This is a genomic window from Streptomyces sp. NPDC093801 (assembly GCF_040701585.1).
Lineage (GTDB): Bacteria > Actinomycetota > Actinomycetes > Streptomycetales > Streptomycetaceae > Streptomyces.
The window spans coordinates 22,421-42,072 of the sequence record NZ_JBFBDP010000020.1 but is presented as its reverse complement, the minus strand read 5'-3'; the positions used below and the strand labels follow the sequence as shown (position 1 = coordinate 42,072).

The 19,652-nt window shown below is 74.1% G+C and carries 18 protein-coding genes; 5 read left to right on the top strand and 13 right to left on the bottom strand.

Going from position 1 to position 19,652, the window contains the following annotated elements; genetic code table 11:
- Positions 1–136 precede the first annotated feature (136 nt).
- From AB0469_RS23330 to AB0469_RS23320, 3 genes are read left to right on the top strand one after another with little or no spacing between them, the layout of a single operon-like run.
- Positions 137–2,152 (top strand): NADPH-dependent 2,4-dienoyl-CoA reductase, encoded by a 2,016-nt coding sequence (locus tag AB0469_RS23330; protein ID WP_366453357.1) that lies wholly within the window; start codon positions 137–139, stop codon positions 2,150–2,152.
- Between the two features lie 55 nt (positions 2,153–2,207).
- Entirely contained in the window at positions 2,208–2,621 is a 414-nt protein-coding gene (locus tag AB0469_RS23325) for a PaaI family thioesterase (protein ID WP_366453356.1), read from the top strand.
- 4 nt (positions 2,622–2,625) lie between these two features.
- Positions 2,626–3,930 (top strand): MFS transporter, encoded by a 1,305-nt coding sequence (locus AB0469_RS23320; RefSeq protein ID WP_366453355.1) that lies wholly within the window; start codon positions 2,626–2,628, stop codon positions 3,928–3,930.
- 22 nt (positions 3,931–3,952) lie between these two features.
- Here the strand turns inward: AB0469_RS23320 and AB0469_RS23315 are convergent, their stop codons facing one another.
- The 6 genes from AB0469_RS23315 to AB0469_RS23290 form a co-directional block, all read right to left on the bottom strand.
- Positions 3,953–4,420: a hypothetical protein gene (locus tag AB0469_RS23315; RefSeq protein ID WP_366453354.1), complete on the bottom strand. Its 468-nt coding sequence runs from the start codon at positions 4,418–4,420 to the stop codon at positions 3,953–3,955.
- Positions 4,421–4,580: 160 nt separating this feature from the next.
- A complete protein-coding gene (locus AB0469_RS23310; RefSeq protein WP_366453353.1) occupies positions 4,581–6,146 on the bottom strand; it encodes an alpha/beta hydrolase in 1,566 nt (521 codons plus the stop codon).
- A gap of 174 nt (positions 6,147–6,320) precedes the next feature.
- Complete coding sequence (locus tag AB0469_RS23305) at positions 6,321–6,770, bottom strand: hypothetical protein (protein WP_366453352.1); 450 nt, start codon at positions 6,768–6,770, stop codon at positions 6,321–6,323.
- Positions 6,771–6,934: 164 nt separating this feature from the next.
- Entirely contained in the window at positions 6,935–7,987 is a 1,053-nt protein-coding gene (locus tag AB0469_RS23300) for an SCO0930 family lipoprotein (protein ID WP_366453351.1), read from the bottom strand.
- A 158-nt stretch (positions 7,988–8,145) separates the two neighbouring features.
- Positions 8,146–9,606, bottom strand: coding sequence for an NADH-ubiquinone oxidoreductase-F iron-sulfur binding region domain-containing protein (locus AB0469_RS23295; protein ID WP_366453350.1), 1,461 nt, complete (start codon positions 9,604–9,606; stop codon positions 8,146–8,148).
- Complete coding sequence (locus AB0469_RS23290) at positions 9,603–10,634, bottom strand: hypothetical protein (RefSeq protein WP_366453349.1); 1,032 nt, start codon at positions 10,632–10,634, stop codon at positions 9,603–9,605. The genes AB0469_RS23295 and AB0469_RS23290 overlap by 4 nt, the downstream gene beginning before the upstream one ends.
- 456 nt (positions 10,635–11,090) lie before the next feature.
- On the opposite strand from AB0469_RS23290, the gene AB0469_RS23285 reads away from it, so the two are divergent.
- Entirely contained in the window at positions 11,091–12,371 is a 1,281-nt protein-coding gene (locus tag AB0469_RS23285) for a helix-turn-helix domain-containing protein (protein WP_366453348.1), read from the top strand.
- An 83-nt stretch (positions 12,372–12,454) separates the two neighbouring features.
- Here AB0469_RS23285 and AB0469_RS23280 read toward each other — a convergent pair whose 3' ends face one another.
- The 4 genes from AB0469_RS23280 to AB0469_RS23265 all read right to left on the bottom strand — a co-directional run bounded on the left by AB0469_RS23280 (position 12,455) and on the right by AB0469_RS23265 (position 17,212).
- Complete coding sequence (locus AB0469_RS23280) at positions 12,455–13,852, bottom strand: DUF1996 domain-containing protein (RefSeq protein WP_366453347.1); 1,398 nt, start codon at positions 13,850–13,852, stop codon at positions 12,455–12,457.
- A gap of 14 nt (positions 13,853–13,866) precedes the next feature.
- Positions 13,867–14,580 carry a DUF4142 domain-containing protein gene (locus AB0469_RS23275; RefSeq protein ID WP_366453346.1) on the bottom strand — a complete coding sequence of 238 codons (714 nt, stop codon included), beginning with the start codon at positions 14,578–14,580 and terminating at the stop codon, positions 13,867–13,869.
- A 266-nt stretch (positions 14,581–14,846) separates the two neighbouring features.
- Entirely contained in the window at positions 14,847–16,205 is a 1,359-nt protein-coding gene (locus AB0469_RS23270) for a radical SAM protein (protein WP_366453345.1), read from the bottom strand.
- 89 nt (positions 16,206–16,294) lie between these two features.
- Positions 16,295–17,212, bottom strand: coding sequence for an AraC family transcriptional regulator (locus tag AB0469_RS23265; RefSeq protein ID WP_366453344.1), 918 nt, complete (start codon positions 17,210–17,212; stop codon positions 16,295–16,297).
- A 104-nt stretch (positions 17,213–17,316) separates the two neighbouring features.
- On the opposite strand from AB0469_RS23265, the gene AB0469_RS23260 reads away from it, so the two are divergent.
- A complete protein-coding gene (locus AB0469_RS23260) occupies positions 17,317–18,225 on the top strand; it encodes an MBL fold metallo-hydrolase (protein ID WP_366453343.1) in 909 nt (302 codons plus the stop codon).
- A gap of 70 nt (positions 18,226–18,295) precedes the next feature.
- On the opposite strand, the gene AB0469_RS23255 is transcribed toward AB0469_RS23260, so the two are convergent.
- Genes AB0469_RS23255 through AB0469_RS23245 form a run of 3 tightly spaced genes read right to left on the bottom strand, consistent with a single transcriptional unit; the run spans position 18,296 to position 19,642 of the window.
- On the bottom strand, positions 18,296–18,916 hold the full coding sequence (locus AB0469_RS23255) for an ATP/GTP-binding protein (RefSeq protein ID WP_366453342.1): 621 nt from the start codon (positions 18,914–18,916) through the stop codon (positions 18,296–18,298).
- Positions 18,897–19,259, bottom strand: a complete 363-nt coding sequence (locus tag AB0469_RS23250) for a DUF742 domain-containing protein (RefSeq protein ID WP_042814753.1) — start codon at positions 19,257–19,259, stop codon at positions 18,897–18,899. The genes AB0469_RS23255 and AB0469_RS23250 overlap by 20 nt, the downstream gene beginning before the upstream one ends.
- Entirely contained in the window at positions 19,256–19,642 is a 387-nt protein-coding gene (locus AB0469_RS23245) for a roadblock/LC7 domain-containing protein (protein ID WP_366453482.1), read from the bottom strand. The genes AB0469_RS23250 and AB0469_RS23245 overlap by 4 nt, the downstream gene beginning before the upstream one ends.
- Positions 19,643–19,652 lie beyond the last annotated feature (10 nt).

Genomic DNA, 19,652 nt, shown 5'->3' with positions numbered 1-19,652 from the left:
CCCGCCGTCCCCGTGGCCCGGCCGCGGGGGCGGCGCGCCCGTGAGAGTCGCCACAGCTCTTTTGCACCTAGTTGCAAAAACGTCTCCCGCTCCCTTACAACAGGGGTCAGGACACCGCGCGAGGAGACACGCACCCATGAGCCCGTACCCGCACCTGCTGAGCCCCCTGGACCTCGGCTTCACCACCCTGCCGAACCGCGTGATCATGGGCTCGATGCACACCGGCCTGGAAGAGCACCAGGGCGGCTTCGAGCGCCTCGCCGCCTTCTACGCCGAGCGCGCCAAGGGCGGCGCCGGCCTGATCGTCACCGGCGGCATCGCCCCCAACGACGCCGGGCGCCCCTTCGAGGGCGGCTCCCGCCTCACCACCGAGGAGGAGGCCGCCGAGCACCGGGTGATCACCGACGCGGTGCACGCCGAGGGCGGGAAGATCGCGATGCAGATCCTCCACTTCGGCCGCTACGCCTACCACAAGGACCTCGTCGCCCCCAGCGCGATCCAGGCCCCCATCAGCCCCTTCGTCCCGAACGAGCTCAGCGGCGAGGAGGTCGAGCAGACGGTGGAGGACTTCGTCCGCGCCGCCCGCCTCGCCCAGCTGGCCGGCTACGACGGCGTCGAGATCATGGGCTCCGAGGGCTACCTGATCAACGAGTTCATCGCCGCCGCCACCAACCGGCGCACCGACCGCTGGGGCGGCGCGTACGAGAACCGCGTGCGCTTCCCGCTGGAGATCGTCCGCCGCACCCGCGCCGCCGTCGGCGAGGACTTCATCCTGATCTACCGCCTGTCCATGCTGGACCTGGTCCCCGGCGGCTCCACCCTCGACGAGGTCGTCCACCTCGCCAAGGAGATCGAGGCGGCCGGTGCCACCATCATCAACACCGGCATCGGCTGGCACGAGGCCCGCATCCCCACCATCGCGACCTCCGTCCCGCGCGGCGCCTACACCTGGGTCACGCAGAAGCTCATGGGCGCGGTCTCCGTCCCGCTCGTCACCAGCAACCGCATCAACACCCCCGAGAAGGCCGAGGAGATCCTCGCCGACGGCCGCGCCGACCTGGTCTCGCTCGCCCGCCCCTTCCTCGCGGACGCCGAGTTCGTCGCCAAGGCCGCGGCCGGCCGCCCCGAGACCGTCAACACCTGCATCGGATGCAACCAGGCCTGCCTCGACCACACCTTCAGCGGGAAGATCACCAGCTGCCTGGTCAACCCGCGCGCCTGCCACGAGACCGAGCTCGTCCTGTCCCCGACCCGGACGAAGAAGACCGTCGCCGTCGTCGGCGCCGGCCCGGCCGGCCTGGCCTGCGCCGTCTCGGCCGCCGAACGCGGCCACGCCGTCACCCTCTTCGAGGCCTCCGGCCACATCGGCGGCCAGCTCGACATCGCCCGCCGGATCCCCGGCAAGGAGGAGTTCGAGGAGACCATCCGCTACTTCGGCAACCGGCTCGAAGCCCGCGGCGTCGACGTGCGCCTGGGCACCCCGGCCGACGTGGACACCCTGCGCGGCTACGACGAGGTCGTCGTCGCCACCGGCGTCACCCCCCGCACCCCCGCCATCGAGGGCGTGGACCGGGACAACGTCGTCAGCTACCTCGACGTGCTCCGCGACGGCGCCCCCGTCGGCGAGCGCGTGGCCGTCGTCGGCGCCGGCGGCATCGGCTTCGACGTCGCCGAGTTCCTCACCGACAGCGGCGAGGGCGCCTCCCAGGACCCCGCCGTCTACTTCCGGCACTGGGGCGTCGACACCGCGTACGCCGGCCCCGGCGGCCTCACCGCCCCCGAGCGGCCCGCGGCCCCGCGCAAGGTGACGCTCCTCCAGCGCAAGACCACCAAGGTCGGGGCCGGCCTCGGCACCACCACCGGCTGGATCCACCGCGCCGAGCTCAAGCACCGCGGCGTCGTCTCCGTCGCCGGCGCCACGTACGAGCGGATCGACGACGAGGGCCTGCACATCACGGTCGACGGCGAGCCGCACCTGGTCCCCGCCGACACGGTCGTCCTGTGCACCGGCCAGGAGCCGCGCCGCGACCTGTACGAGGCGCTGCGCGCCGAGGGCATCGGGGCGCACCTGATCGGCGGCGCCGACGTGGCGGCCGAACTCGACGCCAAGCGGGCCATCCGCCAGGGCACCGAGCTGGCCGCCTCCCTCTGATCCTCCCGGCGGAAAGGCAGTTGTGGCGACCCGGCCGGGCCGCCACAATCGCCGGGTGACGCTGACACCCGCAGAAGCCGACAGGATCCTCGCCGACAACTTCGCCCCCTGGGTGCTCGCCCTCGGCCTCACCGTCGAGGAGACCGGAGAGCGGCACGCCGTCCTGCGGCTGCCCTGGTCCGACTCCCTGGCCCGCGACGGCGGCGGTCTGTCCGGCCAGGCCCTGATGGCCGCCGCCGACACCGCGACCGTCATCGCGGTCTCCGCCGCGCGCGGGGCGTACGGCCCGATGACCACCGTCCAGCAGTCCACGAGCTTCCAGCGGCCGGTCGTCGGCACCGACGTGCTCGTCACCGTCCGGGTCACCAAGCTCGGCAGGCGGATGGCCTTCGCCGACGCCGCCATGACGCCCGTCGGCGCCGAGGACCCCGCCGCCACCGCCTCCACCGTGTACGCCCTCCTGGGCTGACGGGGTGCCCGCCCCCGCCTCCCTCTGGCGCAACCGCGACTTCACCGTCTTCTGGCTCGGCCAGGCCCTGTCCGTCATCGGTGGGTCCCTCACCCTGATGGCGCTGCCCGTGCTCGTCCTGCTCGCCACCGGGTCGCTCGTCCAGATGGGCCTGATCACCGTCGTCTCCGGGGTCACCGCCATCCTCACCGGGCTGTTCGCCGGCCACGTGGTGGACCGTTCGGACCGCCGCCGCCTGATGATCGCCTGCGATCTCGCCCGGGCCGTGCTGCTCGGCGCCGTCCCCCTGGTCTGGCTGACGGCCGGCCCCCGCCTGTGGGTGCTCTACGTCCTGACCGCGCTGGTCACCGCCCTGAAGACGGTGTTCGACGTGGCGTACGTGTCCGCCGTGCCGCACCTGGTGCGCGGAGAGGACCTCACCGCCGCCAACGGACGCCTGATGGGCACCTTCGCCCTCGGGACCCTGGTGGGACCGGTGGCCGCGGGGCTGCTCACCGCCGAGGCGTCCGCCGAATGGGCCCTGGGGGTGGACGGGGCCACCTTCCTGGTCTCGGCGCTGACCCTGCGCTGGGTGCGCTTCGGACGCCACGCGGCGGCCCCGGACGGGGCCCCCGCCCCCGCTCCGGGAGGCGCGCGCCTGCGCGAGACCTTCGTCGTGGGCTTCCGCTTCCTGTGGGGCCACGCCCTGCTGCGTCCCCTGACCGTCCTGCTCACCCTGCTGACCTTCGTCACCATGGGCGCCACCGACCTGCTGATCTACCGGGTCGAGGAGGACCTGGGGCACGGCCCGGCCACCCTCGGCTACGTGCTCGCCGTGAGCGGGGCGGGCGTCATCGGCGCGGCCCTCGCGGCCGGCCGGCTGCGCCGGGCCCTCGGCTTCGGTCCCTGCTGGCTGGGCGCCGTCGGGCTGATCGCGGTGGCGGTCGCGGGGACCGGCCTCAGCCGCAGCGTGCCCGTGATCGCCGTACTGGCCGCCGTGTTCATGTTCGGCACGACCCTCGGCGGGGTCTGCTCGATGACCCTGCGCCAGGAGGTGACCCCGGACGCGCTGCTCGGCCGGGTCACCTCCGCCTTCTGGGCGGTGCACAACGCCGGCGGCCCCGTGGGCGCCGCCGTCCTGACCGTGACGGGCAAGCACTACGGGGTGCCGGCGGCGAGCCTCGCCGGCGGCGCGCTGTGCCTGCTCATCCTCGGCGCGGGGCTGGCGACACCGCTGCGCGGCGGCCGCCCGGCGGCCGCGTCGCCCGGGGCGCCCGCTGCGGCCGGACGCGGGGTGCGGCGGGCGGAGGAGACGGCGCCGGGGGCGTGACGGACGCCCCCGGCGGCCGGGATCAGATGTCGATCACGCGGTAGGCGATCGTGTACACCCCGCCGGAGCCCTCCAGCGAGCGGTACTGCACCTCGCCGTTGAACTCGCTGCCGGTGACCAGCGTCGAGCCCAGCTTGTCGTCCGCGCTGGTCGTGTCGTAGTCCCACAGGGTCAGGGTGCGGGCCTGCTGCTTGCCGAGGATCAGGGCGCCGTTGCCGTTGCCGTCCGTCAGCGAGCGCACGTAGTTGGTGCCCATCGTCTGGTACTTGACGTTGTTGCCGGGCCAGACCTTGACCTGGTTGCCGTTGGCGTCGGTGATGTTGAGGTACGCCTCGTCGTGGTCGCCCTCGCTCTGCTGGTGGCAGGTCAGTTCGAGCAGCTCGATCTTCACGTAGTCGATCGGCTCGGCCTGCGCGGTCCCGGCGAAGCCCGCGAGGCTGCCCAGGGCGATGAGGGAGGCGGCGGCGAAGCGGGCGGTGATGCGGCTCATGGTGGTGTCCCCCGGTGTCGGTTCCGTCCTGCGGGCCGCCGTGGCGGCCCGGAGCGCCGGTCCCCCCGGCGCGTTCACCACGATGCCGCGCCGGACGGCCCCCGCTCCACGCGTGTTCCGCTGAGCGGAACTCCGCGCGGGGCGGGGGCCGCAGCCGGGGTCAGAACCGCTGCGGTCCGGCCGGGAACGGCAGCGGCTCCCCGCCCGGCCGGGCGTCGCGCCGCTGGGCCGGGGCCGGCACGGTCGTGCAGGCCACGTCCCGCGCGGGCAGCCGGCCGGTGGCCAGGTAGGAGGTGACGGGGGCGTTCACACAGGAGCCGGGGTCGGACAGGTACACCGTGTGCCCCTCCCCGCCCCGGGCGAGGACCATCCGCGAACCCCGCAGGACGGAGTGCAGTCCCAGCCCGCTGACCAGCGGGGTCTGCGAGTCCCACTCGTTCTGCACGGTCAGTGCGTCCGCCCGGGTCCGCATCGGCGTGGCCGCCTCGGCCGGCCGCTGCCAGAAGGCGCACGGCTTGATGTTGGAGGCCATGTCCCCGTACAGCGGGTACCGGGCCTTGTCCCGCTCCGCGTCGCGCCGGTACTGCTCGGGATCGCGCGGCCAGGCGTCGGTGTCCCCGCACACCACCGACCAGAACACGGCGGTGGCGTTGTCCGAAGGGGGCTCGGCGGAGCCGCGCAGGGCGGCGCGCACGTCCGGCACGGCGAGGCCCTGCGGCGGCGGGGTGCCGTCGGCCGCGGCCTTCAGCGCGCCGATCGCCGGGGCCGCCTGGGCCGGGGAGAAGAACAGCGGCCGCCCCCGGCGGATGTCGTCACCCGTGATCTTCTGGCCCTGGAACTCGATCGGGTCGCGGTCCGCCCGCGCCACCAGGTCCCAGAAGGTGGCCGACACCGCCTCAGGGGTGGCCCCCAGGCGGTACTCGGCGTCGCGCTCCGCCGTCCACCGCGTCCAGCGGGCGAACGCCGGCTCGGCCTCCGAGGCCCACACCTGGAGCATCCCCCGCCAGATCCGCTGCGGGTCCACCGCGCTGTCCAGCACGAACCGGTCGGTCCGGGACGGGAACATCTGGGTGTACACGGCGCCGAGGTAGGTCCCGTAGGAGTAGCCCAGGTACGAGATCCTCCGCTCGCCCAGGGCCGAGCGGATCGCGTCCATGTCGCGGGCGGTGTTGCGGGTGGTGAGGTACGGGAGCACCGCGCCGGCCTTCTCGCGGCACTTGTCCGCCACCGTGCGCGCCCAGGCCACGTCGGAGGGGAAGGTCTCGGGCCGGTAGGCGCGCTGGAACTCCTGCTCCGCGTCGGTCAGTCCGCAGCCGACCGGGCTGCTGGCGCCGACCCCGCGCGGGTCGAAGCCGATCAGGTCGTACTGCTCCCGGACCTCCGGGGGCAGGGCCGCACCCGCCGTCAGCGGCAGGTCGAGGCCCGGGCCGCCCGGGCCTCCGGGGTTCATCAGCAGGACGCCGTGCCGCTTGGCCGGGGCCGGGCTCTTCACCCGGGATATCGCGAGGTCGAGGGTGCGCCCCCGGGGCTGCCGGTAGTCGAGCGGCACCGTGAGGGTCGCGCACTCATACGCGGCCGGCTGCTCGGCACTGCACCGGTGCCAGGCGGGCTTCGCCGGCCCGTACTCCTGGACGGCGGGGTCGGCGGCGGCCGGGGCGGCGGCCAGGAAGGGCAGGGAGCCGGCGAGGAGCCCGGCGGTGGCGAGCAGGGGAGCGAGGCGTTTCATGCGCGGCACGGGAGGGCCGTTCCTTTCGGCGGACGACGGTTCCCTGACACCTTGGAGCACGGCGGGGCGGAGCGAATCATCCCTCGCGGCGGCTCTCGTCCTCCTCGCGAATGAGGGGATTTCCGGACAACTGGCCGATGTCTGACGGGGGTTCGGGGAGCCCCGGACGGGCGCTCAGTGGCCGGTGTGCTCGGCGCCGGTCTCGAAGCTGCCGCCGAGGCGCCCGCGCAGCCCGGCCAGGGCGTCCGCCGACTGCGCGGTGACCACCCAGCGGTCCCCGACCAGGTAGACGCCGCCGTACGGCTCGGCCTCGGCCAGCCACGAGCGCAGGCCCTCCTCGGCGCGGAAGGTGGTCATGCGGTAGGTGCCCTGGGCGGTCTCGCAGGCGCCCTGGCGCAGTTCCTCGGCCTGGGTGCCCAGTTCGGCGGTGCAGCCGAGGGCGGTGGCGATCTGCTCGACCGTCGCCGAGGCGGCGGGGGAGGCGGTCGAGGCGTGGGCGGCGTGCTCCGCGTGCGCGGCCCCCGGGCGGGCGGGCGATGCGGCGCAGGCACCGGCCGCCGACACGGCGCACAGGGCGGCGCCCAGGGCGAGCGCCCGGCGGATCCGGCGGTCGGACGGGAACATCGGCAACCTCACGGGAGGGGTCGGAGGGAAGGGGGCCGTGGTGCCCGGCGGGGGAGGGGGGCCGGGCACCACGGGATCGGGGACGGCGCGCCGGCGGCTCAGGCCGTCTCTTCCGGATCTCGCCCGACCCGCGGGCCTGACCGGCGAGATCCGAAAGGGACGGCCTAGCCGGCGGACTTCGCCTTCTTGCCCTTGTCGGTGACGGCGAACCAGAGGCCCTGCTTGCCCTGCCCGTTGACGTCGCCCGCCTGCTTGTCACCGGTGAACGTGTAGACGGGCCAGCAGGCGATCGTCAGCTGCTCCGACCCGTCCGGCCGTTTCACCGTTCCGACCAGTTCGGCGGGAATTCCGGAGACCTCCGACTTGTCCACGGGTTTCGCGGGCTTCCAGGTGTCCAGGCAGGCGTCGAGGCAGCCGAATTTCATCGGCCAGGCACTGTCCTTGTCGAAACGGTAGAGCGTCCAGCCCTCCGCGTTCTGCAGAATTCCGCCCAGCTGGGCGTTCTGCCGGACCGAGAGCGAGACCTTCTTCCCGTCCGTCGGGGCATTCGCCCCCGACCCCATGTTCATTCCCGTTCCGGAGCCCATTCCCGACCCCATGTTCATTCCGGATCCCGAACCCGAGCCGGAGCCCGCGCCCTTGCCGGCCGAGGCCGGCCTGCCGTCGGGTCCCAGGACGTGCCAGGTGCCGCCGACGCCCTCGCCGAGCGCGTCGCCCGCCTTGGTGTCCTTCGCGTAGCGGTACACCGGCCAGCCCCCGAGCGTGAGCTGGCGGATGCCGTCGGCCCGGGTGACCGAGCCCAGCATCGAGGCGTCGACACCCGCCCCGGCCTGCGCGTCGTCCGCGAGGACGACCGGCCAGGCCTTGGCGCAGTCGCCCTCGCAGTTGGACTTCGGGGGCTTGGCCGTGTCCTTGTCGAACCGGTAGAGGGTGAAGCCCTCGCCGTCGGTGACCCCGGAGCCGACGCCGGCCATCTCCTGCACCTTCAGCTGCCCGGCCGGGCCGCTCTTCGCGCCCCCGCCCGCCGGGGCGTCGGCGGCCCCGCCGCCGTCACCCGACCCCGATCCGTATCCCGACCCGTACAGGTCGAGCTGCTTGCTGTCGCTCACGGGCTTCACCGCATTCCCCTTCGCAGTGGAATTCCCGTCGGCACCGCACCCGGCCGTCAACAGCAGTACCGCGACCGCCGCCGACCCGGCGATTATTTCACGGCGCATTGTCTTCACGATCTCTCCTTGAGGTTCTGGTTCGATCCCGTGGGCTCACTGCCTTCGCCCATTGATACGGGGCCCGGGCCGGTCGGAGTCGAATTCCCCGGGAATTTGTCAGATCGCGACAGGAATGAACTCGGGCCCCCGCCGCGCCCGTGCGCGCCTCATTCCCGGAAGCGCAGCGCGAGCGCCGGACAGCGCCGCACCGCGCGCAGCGCCTTGGGCCGCAGCCGCGCGGGGACCGGCATGGAGGCCTGGGCCGGGTAGCCGTCCGCGTCGAGCCGTACGACGTCGGGGAGGACGTCCACGCACAGCCCGTGCCCCTTGCACAGCGTCCAGTCCACGACCAGCCGCTCCTCGCCCCCGGCGGCCTCGTCCCGTGGCAGGGGCAGCGCCCCGGTCACCGGGCGGCCACAGCCGCTGCCGAGGGCGTGGTCGCGGAACTCCTCGGGGAAGGAGGCGAGCGCCGAGGCCACGAAGTGCGAGGTGCCGTCCGGATGACTGCAGGCGCCGCGCCGCCGGACCGCTCTCATCCGGGCCTCCACGGCCTCCAGCGCGGCCCGGCCGCCGCCCCGGACGGCGTCGTCCAGTACGTCGGCCAGTCCCGGCAGCCCCCGTACACACGGCCCGCACTGTCCGGCCGACTCGTTGGCCATCCAGCGCGTCACCGCCGCCACCTCCCCCGCCGGACAGGTCTCCTCGGGCAGCGGCAGCACCGCCCCGGCGCCCAGCACCGCGCCGAAGGCGGCCAGGGACTGCCGGGACAGGCCCGCGGAGCGCGCCGCCCCCGGGTCCAGCCAGCGGCCGTGGTACCCGCCGACCAGCACCCCCTGGCCCACGCCGCTCCCGCACAGGTCCAGGACGTAGGCCAGGGAGGTGCCGGACGGGGTCTCGACGACCGTGGAGCCGGCGACGGTGAGCAGCACCGTCCCCGGCTCCGAGGGCAGGCCCACCGAGCGGTAGCCCGCGGCGCCCAGCCGGGCGGCGACGGCGAGCTGGGCGTAGGTCTCGGTGTTCGACAGCAGGGTCGGCATCCCGCCCAGGCCCCGTTCGCTGGTGCGCACCCGCTGCCCGGACGGCAGCGTCGGCCCGCCGTTCAGGCCGCTGACGAGGGCGGTGCCCTCGCCCGTCACGAACCGCTCGGGGAGCCGGGCCACGCGCACGCGCCGCCCGCCCGGGCCCCGTTCGTCGACGGCGTCCCGCACCGACTGCTCCACGTCCGCCCGGGTGACGGCCACCACCACTTCCTCGGCGGACACGGCGGCCGCGGCCAGCAGGGCTCCGTCCAGCACCAGGTGCGGGGCGTGCAGCAGCAGGGCCGTGTCCTTGAGGCAACTCGGCTCGCCCTCGCTGCCGTTGACGACGACCGCGGTGGCGGACTCCTTCTCCCGGGCCGACCGCGTCACGGCCTGCAGCTTGCGTGCGAAGGGGAACCCCGCGCCGCCGCGCCCCCGCAGGTCGATGTCCGCGGCCAGGTCGACGAGTTCGTCGGGGTGGAAGCGGGGCAGCGGGCCGTGGGCCGCCAGGTGGGCGTCGCGGTCGAGCCACCCGGTCCGGTCGAGCCCGGTCAGCAGCCGGGGCGCGCCCACGCAGCCGAGGCCCGGCCGCTCCGCCGGGCCGCTCACAGCCGCCCCTCGAAGTCGGCGAGACGCCCGCCGAGCGGCCCGCCGCTCCCGCCGCCCGGGTCCACCGGGGCCGTGGCGGCTGCCGCGTACGGCTGGGCCCCGGGCCGGGGCTGGGGCACCGGCCGGGCGGCGGCCGGTTCGACCGCGGGGCGCTGCCCGGGGACGGCCGGCATCCCGGTGAGGGGCGTGTCCTGCACGAAGTACGCCCGCTCGCGCGCGGGTTGGTCCGACGGTCGCGCGGGGGCGGGCTGCGGGACGGCGGCACGCGGGGCGGCGGCCGGACGCGGGGGAGCCTCGCCGAGCCGCCGGGCGCGCAGGCGCAGCACGATGACGCCGGCGACCCCGGCCAGGCACAGGGCGTACGAGGCCGTCACCCAGGGGTCCGCGGCGCGGCCGGCCTTCAGCCCGTGCACCAGCGAGGCCCCCCATGCCGGGTAGGCGCCGATGTGCAGCGCCCGCCACCACACGGAGCGGTTCTTGACCGCGAACACACTACGCACGGCGCCGGAGACCGCGACGGAGACGAAGAGATATCCGGCCAGGGTGCCGAGGCCGATCAGGACGGGCCGGTCCGCGTCGGCGAACGGCAGGAACGCGCCCGCCGCGGTGGTGTGGCCCTGGGCGACCTTGACCCAGACGTGCAGGGCGAGGAAGCCCAGCCCGGCCACGGCCAGGCCGCGGTGCACGCCCTGGGCCAGCAGCCGGTGGCCGGAGCCGAGGACCGCCCGGTCGGTGGCCGCCAGGCCCCACAGGACGGTGGCGGTGAGGCTGACGAGCGAGAGCACGCCCACACCGAAGTCGAGGAACTCCCACAGGTGGGACAGGGCTCCCGCGCGGACCGTCACGAGGAGCGAGACGGCGGCGGCGCCGGCGGCGAAGAGCACGCTGGGGCGCAGCCCGCCGGAGCCGGGCAGGAGCGGGGGCCGCCGGACGGCCCGCCGTCCCGCGGCCTGGGCGGCCGCCGCCGCGTGGCGGCTCCTGCGTCGCGACCGGTGGGAGCGGGGTATGTGCGGCTGGGGCAGGGGCATCCAGTTCTCCTGTGCACCGGGGCTCCGAGCACAGTCCACCTGGCGCTCGGCACCCGGGGTCGTGGTGGTGACGGCCGGCAGCGCTGTGGAATTCCCGCGCCGGCCGAAGGGGCTCGGGGCCGGAGTGCAGCAGCATCGTGGAGCTGCGCAGCATCTCCACAGGATTTATCGAAACGTGATAATTTCTCGCACCGCGTCTCCGGCGCATCGAACAACGCCGGAAGATTCCCCTCCAGTGGAGGTCGTGACAGGCCACCGCGTCGCGCGCCATCCATGCGTCCCCGGGGGCAAAATCAAGGCAAACCCACGGGGAGCAAAAGTGGCCGGATCCCTCCAGAAGGGCGCGCGGGGGCTGCAACTCTCTTGACAGGCAGGGTGGTTGGCGAGGCAGACCATCCTGGCGGGCTTGTCGCTCCTCCACCGGACAGGCCTCACCCCGGCAAGAACGAGGAAACGATGTGCGAACTTCTGAACCGCATCTGGTCCCGCCCGCGAGGAGAGTGGACGCGTGCCGTGCGCAGGGAACTCCCCGCACTGGCCGCGGAGATAGTGGAGGAGCTCCTGCATGGAATTCCCGGATTTTCCACACTTGTCGACGGTAATGACGCCATCGACGACGATCTGATCAGACATCGGGTGGAAGAGGCGCTCCTCACCGCCCTCGGCTACCGCGACGAAACCCACCGCGAAGAGGGCGAGGACAAGGACGTCCTCGCGGCCGGCCTCGGCTGCGGAGACGGTGTCGGGGAGGCGGCCGGACCGGACGCCGGACACGACGTCAGGCACGACGGCCGCCGCGACGACCCCCGCGAGGACGCCCGCGGGGCGGCCCGCGGCGACGGCCACACCCACGGCCACACGCACGGCCACCACCACGGCCACACGCACGGCCACGGCCACGCGCACGCCCACGGAGCCCGGCAGGAGACCCCCGCCGCGCCCGACCGGGTGCGCCAGGAGCTCTTCAAGGCCCTCACCGACGACCGGGCCGCCTCCCAGGACTCCCTCGATGACCTCGCCCGGGCCGCCGGCTGGGCCCTCCCCGCCGCCGTACGGGCCGTCGCCCTCGCCACCCCCGGCGAGGCCCAGCAGCTGGCGGCCGTCCTCGACGACGCGCTCGCCGGGATGTTCGCGGGCCGCCCCTGCCTGCTGCTCCCGAGTGCGGAACCGGACGCCCGGGCGGCCCTGGAGCCCACCCTGCGCGGCCGCCTGGCCGCCGTCGGCCACGCCGTCCCCCTCCGGGACACCGCCTCCTCCCTGCGCTGGGCCCTGCGCCTGCTCACCCTCACCCCCGCCCGCGCCGGCGTCGACGCCCGGGCCGTCTTCGTGGACGACCACCTCTCCACCCTCCTGCTCCTCCAGGACGAGCCCCTGGCCCACGCCCTGGCCGCCCGCTGGCTGCGGCCGCTCGCCGACCTGACCCCGCGCCAGAGCGAGCGGCTGGAGGTGACCCTGCTCGCCTGGCTGGAGGGGGGCGGCGCACCCGAGGCCGCCAAGGCCCTCAACGTGCACCCCCAGACCGTCCGTTACCGGATGCGCCAGCTGGAGAAGCTCTTCGGGCCCGGGCTGCGCGACCCCCGGACCCGCTTCGAACTGGAGATGGCCCTGCGCAGCCGCCGCCTGATGGCCCAGGTGCGCCGCCAGCACTCCCGGGTGGCCCGCCGGGCCGCCCGCGTGGTCACCGCCGACTTCACCCCGCTGGTCGTCGGCCGGATGGCCCGCGTCAACGGCCTCTGACCTCGGGCCGCCGGTCCCGTACGCACGGCCGGCCCGGAGCCGAGGGGCTCCGGGCCGGCCGTGCGCGTGCGGCGCGCGGGTGGTCAGCGGCAGGACCGCCCGCTGTTGACGCAGCCCACCGCCCGCGCCATCAGGCCGTCCGACATCACGTTGATGAAGTCCCCGTGGTCGGTCACCGGCTTGTGCAGCTGCTCGGGGAAGCTGTCCACCGCGAACCGCGCCCCGGGCGCGACCCCGTACGTCACCCGCTCCACCAGCTGCGGAATGGCGGTGAAGCCCTTCTTGCAGCGCCCGGAGGCGTCCGGGAAGGCCACGTGCGTACGGTGGTTGGCGCTGTCGGTGTTGCGGCCGTCCCAGCAGCTCTGGAAGGTGAACGTGCGCACCACGTCGCTGCCCTTGGGGCAGACCGGGTACTTGTCCTTCAGCTGCCGGTCCTCGAAACCGGTGCAGCTCCAGGAGGCGTTGGCGTTGGCGGTCCCGTTGCTGAAGGCCTTCGCGTCGCCCGTGATGATCCTCAGGAACCGGGGCATCGCCTTGACCTGGCTCACCGGACTGCCCTTGAAGCTGATGCTGACCTGCTTGGGTCGCAGGATCGTGCCCACGTTGGCGTCCTGCCCGCCGCCCGGGGCCTTCGCGTCGCGCTCCGCCTTCCCGTCGCGCAGCCGCAGCACCGGCCAGTAGTAGGTGGACTGGTCGCCGTTGGCGCAGGTGGTCCCGGAGGCGGCCAGGCTGTTGTTCGTGGAGAAGGCGCTGGTCGTCTTGTTGCCCACGTAGTCGTGCATGTGGTGCGCGCCGTTGGAGACGCCCGGCGCGACGATCACGTTGTCCGGGTTGAAGTGGCCGTTCTCGTTGCGCCCGCACTCCGAGGTGAACGAGCCCTTCGACGCGGCCGCCGACTGCGCGGGGGCCTTCACGTTGGGCCGCACCCTGGTGATGTCGACGAAGTCGCTCTTCGCCGGCCCGCCCTTCTGGCCGATGCTCCGGGCCCCGTCCTGGGCGGCCCCGGACAGGGCGGCGGGCTCCGCCGCGGCCGCGTCGTCCTGCGCCGGCGCCTCCTTCATCGAGCACCCGCTCAGCGCCCCCAGCCCCTCGGGGCGCCCGCCCGAGCGGCCTATCGCGTCGGACACCTTGGAGATGGTCGTGCCGCGCTGGTCGCGCAGCCGGCCCAGCAGGGCGTCCTGCTGCGTCTTGCCCTTGACCTGGCCGCCCGCGAGCTGGCGGTAGGCGTCGGCCACCTGGACGTCCAGCTGCGCGAGGTTCTCGTCCACCTCCGCCCTGGCCTGGTCGGGGACGTTCGTGAGCTTGTCCCCCACGTCGGGGCAGTCGATGGTGGCCGTCACCTGTCCGGTACGGGAGGCGTCCTGGCCGGCGTTGGCGTTGCCGGCGACGATCGCCACCCCGCCGCCGCCCAGCACCAGGGCGCTGACCACGGCCAGGAGCTTCTTCGACAACCGGGGGCGCCTGTGGCCCTGCTGACTCATGCGATCACTTCACTTCAGTTCGTCGGTCGGACATTCGGAGGGGTCGAGGCCCCCTGGGGACGGGCGGGAACGGGGGAGGAGGGCGAGGGGCCCGCGTCGGAGAGGGAGTCGAAGTCGACGAGGCCGCTCTCCTCCAGGACCGTGATGTGGTCCAGGACGGTGGTGTTGGCCGAGGTCGCGAGGGCGCGCACCATGGAGTTGCGGGTCTGCGCCCGTACCTGCGCCAGCAGGGCGAACACCTTGCCGTGCGCCCGGCGCAGCAGCTGCACGAACAGCCGCTCGTACTCCGGCCCTTGGGCGGCGGACAGCTGGTCCAGCCACGCCTGCTGCTGCGCGGACGGCCGGTCGGGCAGGTCCATCCCGAGGGCCTGGCCGACCTGGAGCACCTGGCGGTCCAGCTCGGTGTGGCCCTCCACCAGGTGCTGCCCGGCGGTGCGCACCGAGGGGCGGGTCCCGCGCTGCTGCGCCTGCCGTCCGGCGGGGAGCTCCCACAGGCCGGCGAGCCGCACCTTGCGGACGAAGTCCCGGTCCACGGCGCTCAGCGGCCCGTACGCCGTGCTCATGGTCCCGGCGCCGTCGTCCTCGACCCCGGCGGGCAGGGCCGCCGACCCCGCCGGTGCCGCGGCCGCCCGGTCGCCGAACTTCGACACCGGGATCAGCAGGGCGACCAGCGTGACCACCAGCGCGCTGATGACCAGGCCGCTCCCGATCGTGTACCTCGTGGCCACGGACAGGCCGCCGGTGGATCGCCGCCGCAATGACAGCACACTGCCTCCTCGCTCGGTGGGCTGGGGTGGCACGGGACGCTAGTGCCCGCCGGGGCGCCGTCGCGGAAGGACCATCACCATCGGACAAACATCCGCGCGGCCCCTCGAAAGGCTGCTACCTTGCCGCGTTCCGGGAGCGGGACCGGCGGCCCGACGCACGGCGAAGGGGCCCGGTCCGTGCGGACCGGGCCGCTGGGCGGTGCGGGGGAGGAGCGGAGGGAGGCGGGTCAGGGGGCGGCGGGCGCGTCCTCCCCGGGCTCCTCCAGCCCCTCCAGGCTGTCCATGAACGAGCTGACGGAGAACACCGCGCGCCCGGGGCCGGCCGGCCCGTAGCCGGGCGGGGAGCTCAGGCCGAACTCCTCCAGCGTCGCCCGGTAGGTCTCGAGCAGCCGGATGTGGTACTCCAGCGGGGCGCCCAGCGGGTTGGCCTTGCCCAGCGGGGTCGTCGGCTCCGGGCACCAGGTCGTGAAGCGCGGCACGACGCCGTGCGACATGAAGAACCGCAGGCCCTCGGCGGTCGAGTCGATGGCCTCGCCCACCTTCGTGAACCCGAAGGGCTCGGCCATTTCGATGCCCGCCACGAAGTTGGGGATCACGTGGCGGGGCCCGAACACCTCGGTGGAGTCGAGGATCCTGCGGTGCCATTCGTCACGCCCCACGTACCGTTCCTTGCCCGGGCAGTGGAGCTGGAACAGCCGGCGGTCCCACACCTCGAAGTTGGGGTGGTAGATCCGCACGCCGTGGTCGTGGAAGCGCTGCACCGCGTCGCGCGGCAGGGCCTGGGCGACGACCTTGCCGATCCAGCGGCCGGGGAAGCGCTCCTCGATGGCCTGGGCGTAGTGGCCGTAGAAGTCGGCCTCGTCGCGGCCCCCGACCTGCGAGGTGATGGACCCGCCGGTGAGGGTGTAGGCGCGCGAGGTGCCCGCGGTGTCGTACCGGTCGATGATCTCCAGGGCCTCCAGTACCTCCTCGACCGGCTTCACCCCGGTGTAGGGGCGGCCCGCCGCCTTGTGCTGGCGCCAGTTGTGGTTGATGTCGCAGAACTGGCACTCCTCCTTGGCGCCGAAGTACTGGCACACCCGGAAGACGGTCAGGTAGATCAGGTAGCCCCACTGGATGGTCGGCGCGACCTCCATCACCGACTTGCCGTTCGACAGCTTGTGCCGGTAGTACTCCGGCATCGGCGGGAGCCCGACGTCGGAGATCCGCACGCCGTCCAGGTACAGGCCCAGCGTGCCGTCCTCGCCGCCGCGCACCACGTACGGGGAGTCCGGGTTCACCCGTACGGACACCACCGTGCGGCGCAGCCCGTACGGGCCGCCGGTGAGGACGATCTCCTCGGGCGGCCGGTTGAGCGCGGCGGCGCCCAGCTCCGGCAGGGTGCGGTGGTCGAAGGAGAAGATGAAGTACGACTTCGGCTTGACGTCGCCGCCGCCCGGCCCGTCGGCACCGCCGCCGCTGAGTGCGGACTCGTCGAAGGCCATGCCGCCCCGCAGCAGGTCCTCCTTGATCACGGCCTCCCGCGGCACGTGGGGGAAGCGCTCCATCAGGCCCTCGACCAGTGCGGTACGGGTCTGGCTTGCCATGTGAACTCCTCGGGCAGACGGGTGCCCGGGAGGCCTGCGCGCTCCGGGCACATCCATGGGAGCCACGGTATCCGCTCGTTTGAACAGGTTCAGCGCGGGGTGGCGGAGACCAGCGCGCGGTAGCGCCCCGGAGTGGTGCCGAACTCCCGCACGAAGGCGTGGGAGAGGGCGTACGGGCTGCCGTAGCCGACCCGGGCCGCGATGGCGGCCAGGGAGTCCGGCGTGTCGCGCAGCCGGGTGGCGGCCAGGGTCAGGCGCCACCACGTCAGGTACGCCATCGGGGGACGGCCGACCAGCGGGGTGAACCGGCGCGCCAGGGTCGGCCGGGAGACGCCCGCCTCGGCGGCCAGGCGGTCCACGCTCCAGGGGGCCGCGGGGTCCGCGTGCATCGCCTGGAGGGCGGCGGCCGTCACCGGGTCGCCCAGGGCGGCCGACCAGGAACCCGCCGCCGCCCCGGCCACCGAGGCGCGGACCATGTAGACGAGCAGCAGGTCGAGCAGGCTCGGCAGGGCGAGGGAGGACCCCGGCCGCCGCGCGTCCAGTTCGCCGCCCAACAGCTGTATCGCCGCCTGGAGTTCGCCGTGCGCGGCGCCCGGCAGGCGTACCACGCCGGGCAGTTCGGCCAGCAGCGGGTGCACCCGGCTGCGGTCGAGCCGGTACTTGCCGCACAGCATCTCCACCGTCCCGCGGCCCGGCAGCGGGACGCGGGGTGCCCGCCCGTCGCGGTACCGCTCCAGCGGAAGGGCCCGCGCCGCGGCCGCCGCGTCGACCGGCGCGTCCGCGAGCACGTGGCCGGCCCCGTGCGGCAGCAGCACCGCGTCGCCGGTGGTGAGGGCGACCGGCTCGCCGCCGTCGGCCAGCAGCCAGCAGTCGCCCGCGAGGACGACGTGGAACCCCGCCCCCTCGTACGGGTCCAGCCGGACGCACCAGCTGCCGGCCACCCGCACCCGGTCGGAGGAGGGGCGCCCCAGGCGCACGGCGGAGATCGCGTCGCTCACCACGTCCATGCGCGCAGGGTACCGCCGACGCCGAAGGCCGGTGAGAGGGATGCGCATCCTCTTGAGCGGAAGGAGCATTGGGCGGCTCGCCCCGCCTGCCTAGGGTGGTGTACATGACCAACGAGAACACGCAGAGCATCGTCCTGGGGGACGTCGAGATCACCCGTGTCGTCGAAGCGCGGGGCCCCTTCGCGGCCGCACGGGACCTGGTCCCGCAGTCCGGCGCCGAGTTGTGGAAGGAGAACGAGGAGTGGCTGGCACCGGACCACTGGCGGCCCGACGCCGACCAGGCCGTGCTCGCCCTGCAGACCTGGGTGCTGCGCAGCGGCGGCCGCACCGTCCTGGTGGACACCGGGGTGGGCAACGGGCGCGAGCGGCCCGGCTCGCCGCTGTTCCACCAGCGCCAGGGCGACTTCATGGCGGACCTCGCCGCCGCCGGAGTCCGCCCCGAGGAGGTGGACGTCGTCGTCAACACCCACCTGCACGCCGACCACGTCGGCTGGAACACCCTGGACGCCGACGGGGAGTGGGTCCCGGCCTTCCCCAACGCCCGGTACCTCATTCCCGCCGCCGACGACGCCCACTTCGGGCCGCGCGGCGGATACGGCGGCGGCGCGCGGGAGATCGACCGGCTCGTCTACGAGGACAGCGTCGCCCCCGTCCACCGGTCCGGGCAGGCGGTCCTCTGGGAGGACTCCCACCGCATCGACGACCGGCTCACCCTGGAGGCGGCCCCCGGCCACACGCCCGGCTCCTCGGTGCTGAGGCTGGAGTCCGGGACCGACCGGGCGGTCTTCGTCGGGGACATGCTGCACAGCCCGGTGCAGGTCCTGCGGCCCTCCTGCAACAGCTGCTTCTGCATGGACGCGGCGCAGGCGGCACGGACCCGCCGCCGCACCCTGGGGCGGGCGGCGGAGCGCGGGGAGCTGGTCGTGCCCGCGCACTTCGGCGGAAGCGGAGCCTTCGAAGTGCGCGAGGAGGGCGGCCGGTTCACCATCGGAGGCTGGGCCTCCGGGATCTGACCGCTCCGGCCCCCGGCCCGCTTCCCCGCGGGGCGCGGGGGCCGGCCGCGGGGCCGGCCCGGAGGCGGTCCTACGAGGCCTCCGGGGCCGCGGCGAGGGAGTGCAGGTAGTGCATCAGCGCCATCAGGACGTCGCGGCTGGAGTCGCGCTGCCGGGCGTCGCAGGCGACGAGGGGGACGGACTGCGGCAGGTCGAGCGCGCCGCGCAGCTCGTCGAGGGGGTACACGGGAGCGTCGGGGAAGGTGTTCACGGCGACGACGAACGGCACGCCCCGCTCCTCCAGCCGGCCGATCACGTCGAAGCTGACCTCCAGCCGGCGGGTGTCGACGAGGACCACCGCACCCAGCGCACCCTCGAACAGGCCGTTCCACAGGAACCAGAACCGCTGCTGGCCCGGCGTCCCGAAGAGGTACAGCACCAGCTCCTCGTTGATGCTGATGCGGCCGAAGTCCATGGCCACGGTGGTCGACTTCTTGCGCTCCACGCCCGCCGTGTCGTCGACCCCGACCCCGGCCTGGGTCATGGTCTCCTCGGTGGTCAATGGCCGGATCTCGCTCACCGAGCCGACCAGGGTCGTCTTGCCGACCCCGAACCCGCCCACGATCACCACCTTGACCGCGGCCGTCGCCGTCGCCGGCAGGATGTCCTCGCGCCGCGGCCCCGCGGGATGCTCAGAGCTTTCGAAGTCCATCGATGACTGCCTCAATCAATGCCAGGTCGGGGAGTTGGGCGGGGGCGACGGGTGCGCGCGAGAGCACCCGCTTCGCGGTGAGGAGGTCGTCGAGGAGCACGGTGACCACGCTCACCGGCAGACCCAGGTAGGCCGAGATCTCGGCCACCGACAGCGGCGACTGGCACAACCGCACGATGGCCGAGTGTTCCGGCTGCATGCCGGGCCGCGGCCCCGACGTGGCGACGATGAGCGTCACCAGGTCGAGGCCGGAGGGGCCCAGCGGTTCGCTGCGGCCGCCCGTGATGACGTAGAGCCGTTCCGGGCTGCCGTCTTCCCAGCTTGTGTTGCCAGGGTCGCTCACGCGGTCAGCCTGTCGCTGCGCGGCGGGCTGCTGAGGTGCTCTCCGATCCGCGCCACGAGGTCCCGCATGCGCTGGCCCATCAGTCCGGCGTCGACGCCTTCGTCGGCCAGCACCGCGAGGTAGGCTCCGGCGCCGGCGGCCATCAGGTAGAAGAAGCCGCCGTCCATCTCGATCACGACCAGCCTCATCCGCCCGCTGCTGTGCGGGATTTCGGCGGCGACCGCGCCGGCCAGGCTCTGGAGGCCGGCGCAGGCGGCGGCGAGCCGGTCGGCCGTGTCGGTCTCCGCGCCGTACTGGGCCATCCGCAGGCCGTCGGCCGACAGCACGATGACGTGCCGGGTCTGCGGGACGCTCTCGGCCAGGTCCTTGAGCATCCAGTCCATGTTGCTCTGC

Coding starts and splice junctions, on each gene's coding strand:
- AB0469_RS23270 (WP_366453345.1), bottom strand. CDS start 16,205: ATGGCAAGCCAGACCCGTACCGCACTGGTCGAGGGCCTGATGGAGCGC.
- AB0469_RS23285 (WP_366453348.1), top strand. CDS start 11,091: ATGTGCGAACTTCTGAACCGCATCTGGTCCCGCCCGCGAGGAGAGTGG.
- AB0469_RS23280 (WP_366453347.1), bottom strand. CDS start 13,852: ATGAGTCAGCAGGGCCACAGGCGCCCCCGGTTGTCGAAGAAGCTCCTG.
- AB0469_RS23255 (WP_366453342.1), bottom strand. CDS start 18,916: ATGGACTTCGAAAGCTCTGAGCATCCCGCGGGGCCGCGGCGCGAGGAC.
- AB0469_RS23330 (WP_366453357.1), top strand. CDS start 137: ATGAGCCCGTACCCGCACCTGCTGAGCCCCCTGGACCTCGGCTTCACC.
- AB0469_RS23315 (WP_366453354.1), bottom strand. CDS start 4,420: ATGAGCCGCATCACCGCCCGCTTCGCCGCCGCCTCCCTCATCGCCCTG.
- AB0469_RS23265 (WP_366453344.1), bottom strand. CDS start 17,212: ATGGACGTGGTGAGCGACGCGATCTCCGCCGTGCGCCTGGGGCGCCCC.
- AB0469_RS23290 (WP_366453349.1), bottom strand. CDS start 10,634: ATGCCCCTGCCCCAGCCGCACATACCCCGCTCCCACCGGTCGCGACGC.
- AB0469_RS23310 (WP_366453353.1), bottom strand. CDS start 6,146: ATGAAACGCCTCGCTCCCCTGCTCGCCACCGCCGGGCTCCTCGCCGGC.
- AB0469_RS23260 (WP_366453343.1), top strand. CDS start 17,317: ATGACCAACGAGAACACGCAGAGCATCGTCCTGGGGGACGTCGAGATC.
- AB0469_RS23305 (WP_366453352.1), bottom strand. CDS start 6,770: ATGTTCCCGTCCGACCGCCGGATCCGCCGGGCGCTCGCCCTGGGCGCC.
- AB0469_RS23300 (WP_366453351.1), bottom strand. CDS start 7,987: ATGCGCCGTGAAATAATCGCCGGGTCGGCGGCGGTCGCGGTACTGCTG.
- AB0469_RS23245 (WP_366453482.1), bottom strand. CDS start 19,642: ATGGACTGGATGCTCAAGGACCTGGCCGAGAGCGTCCCGCAGACCCGG.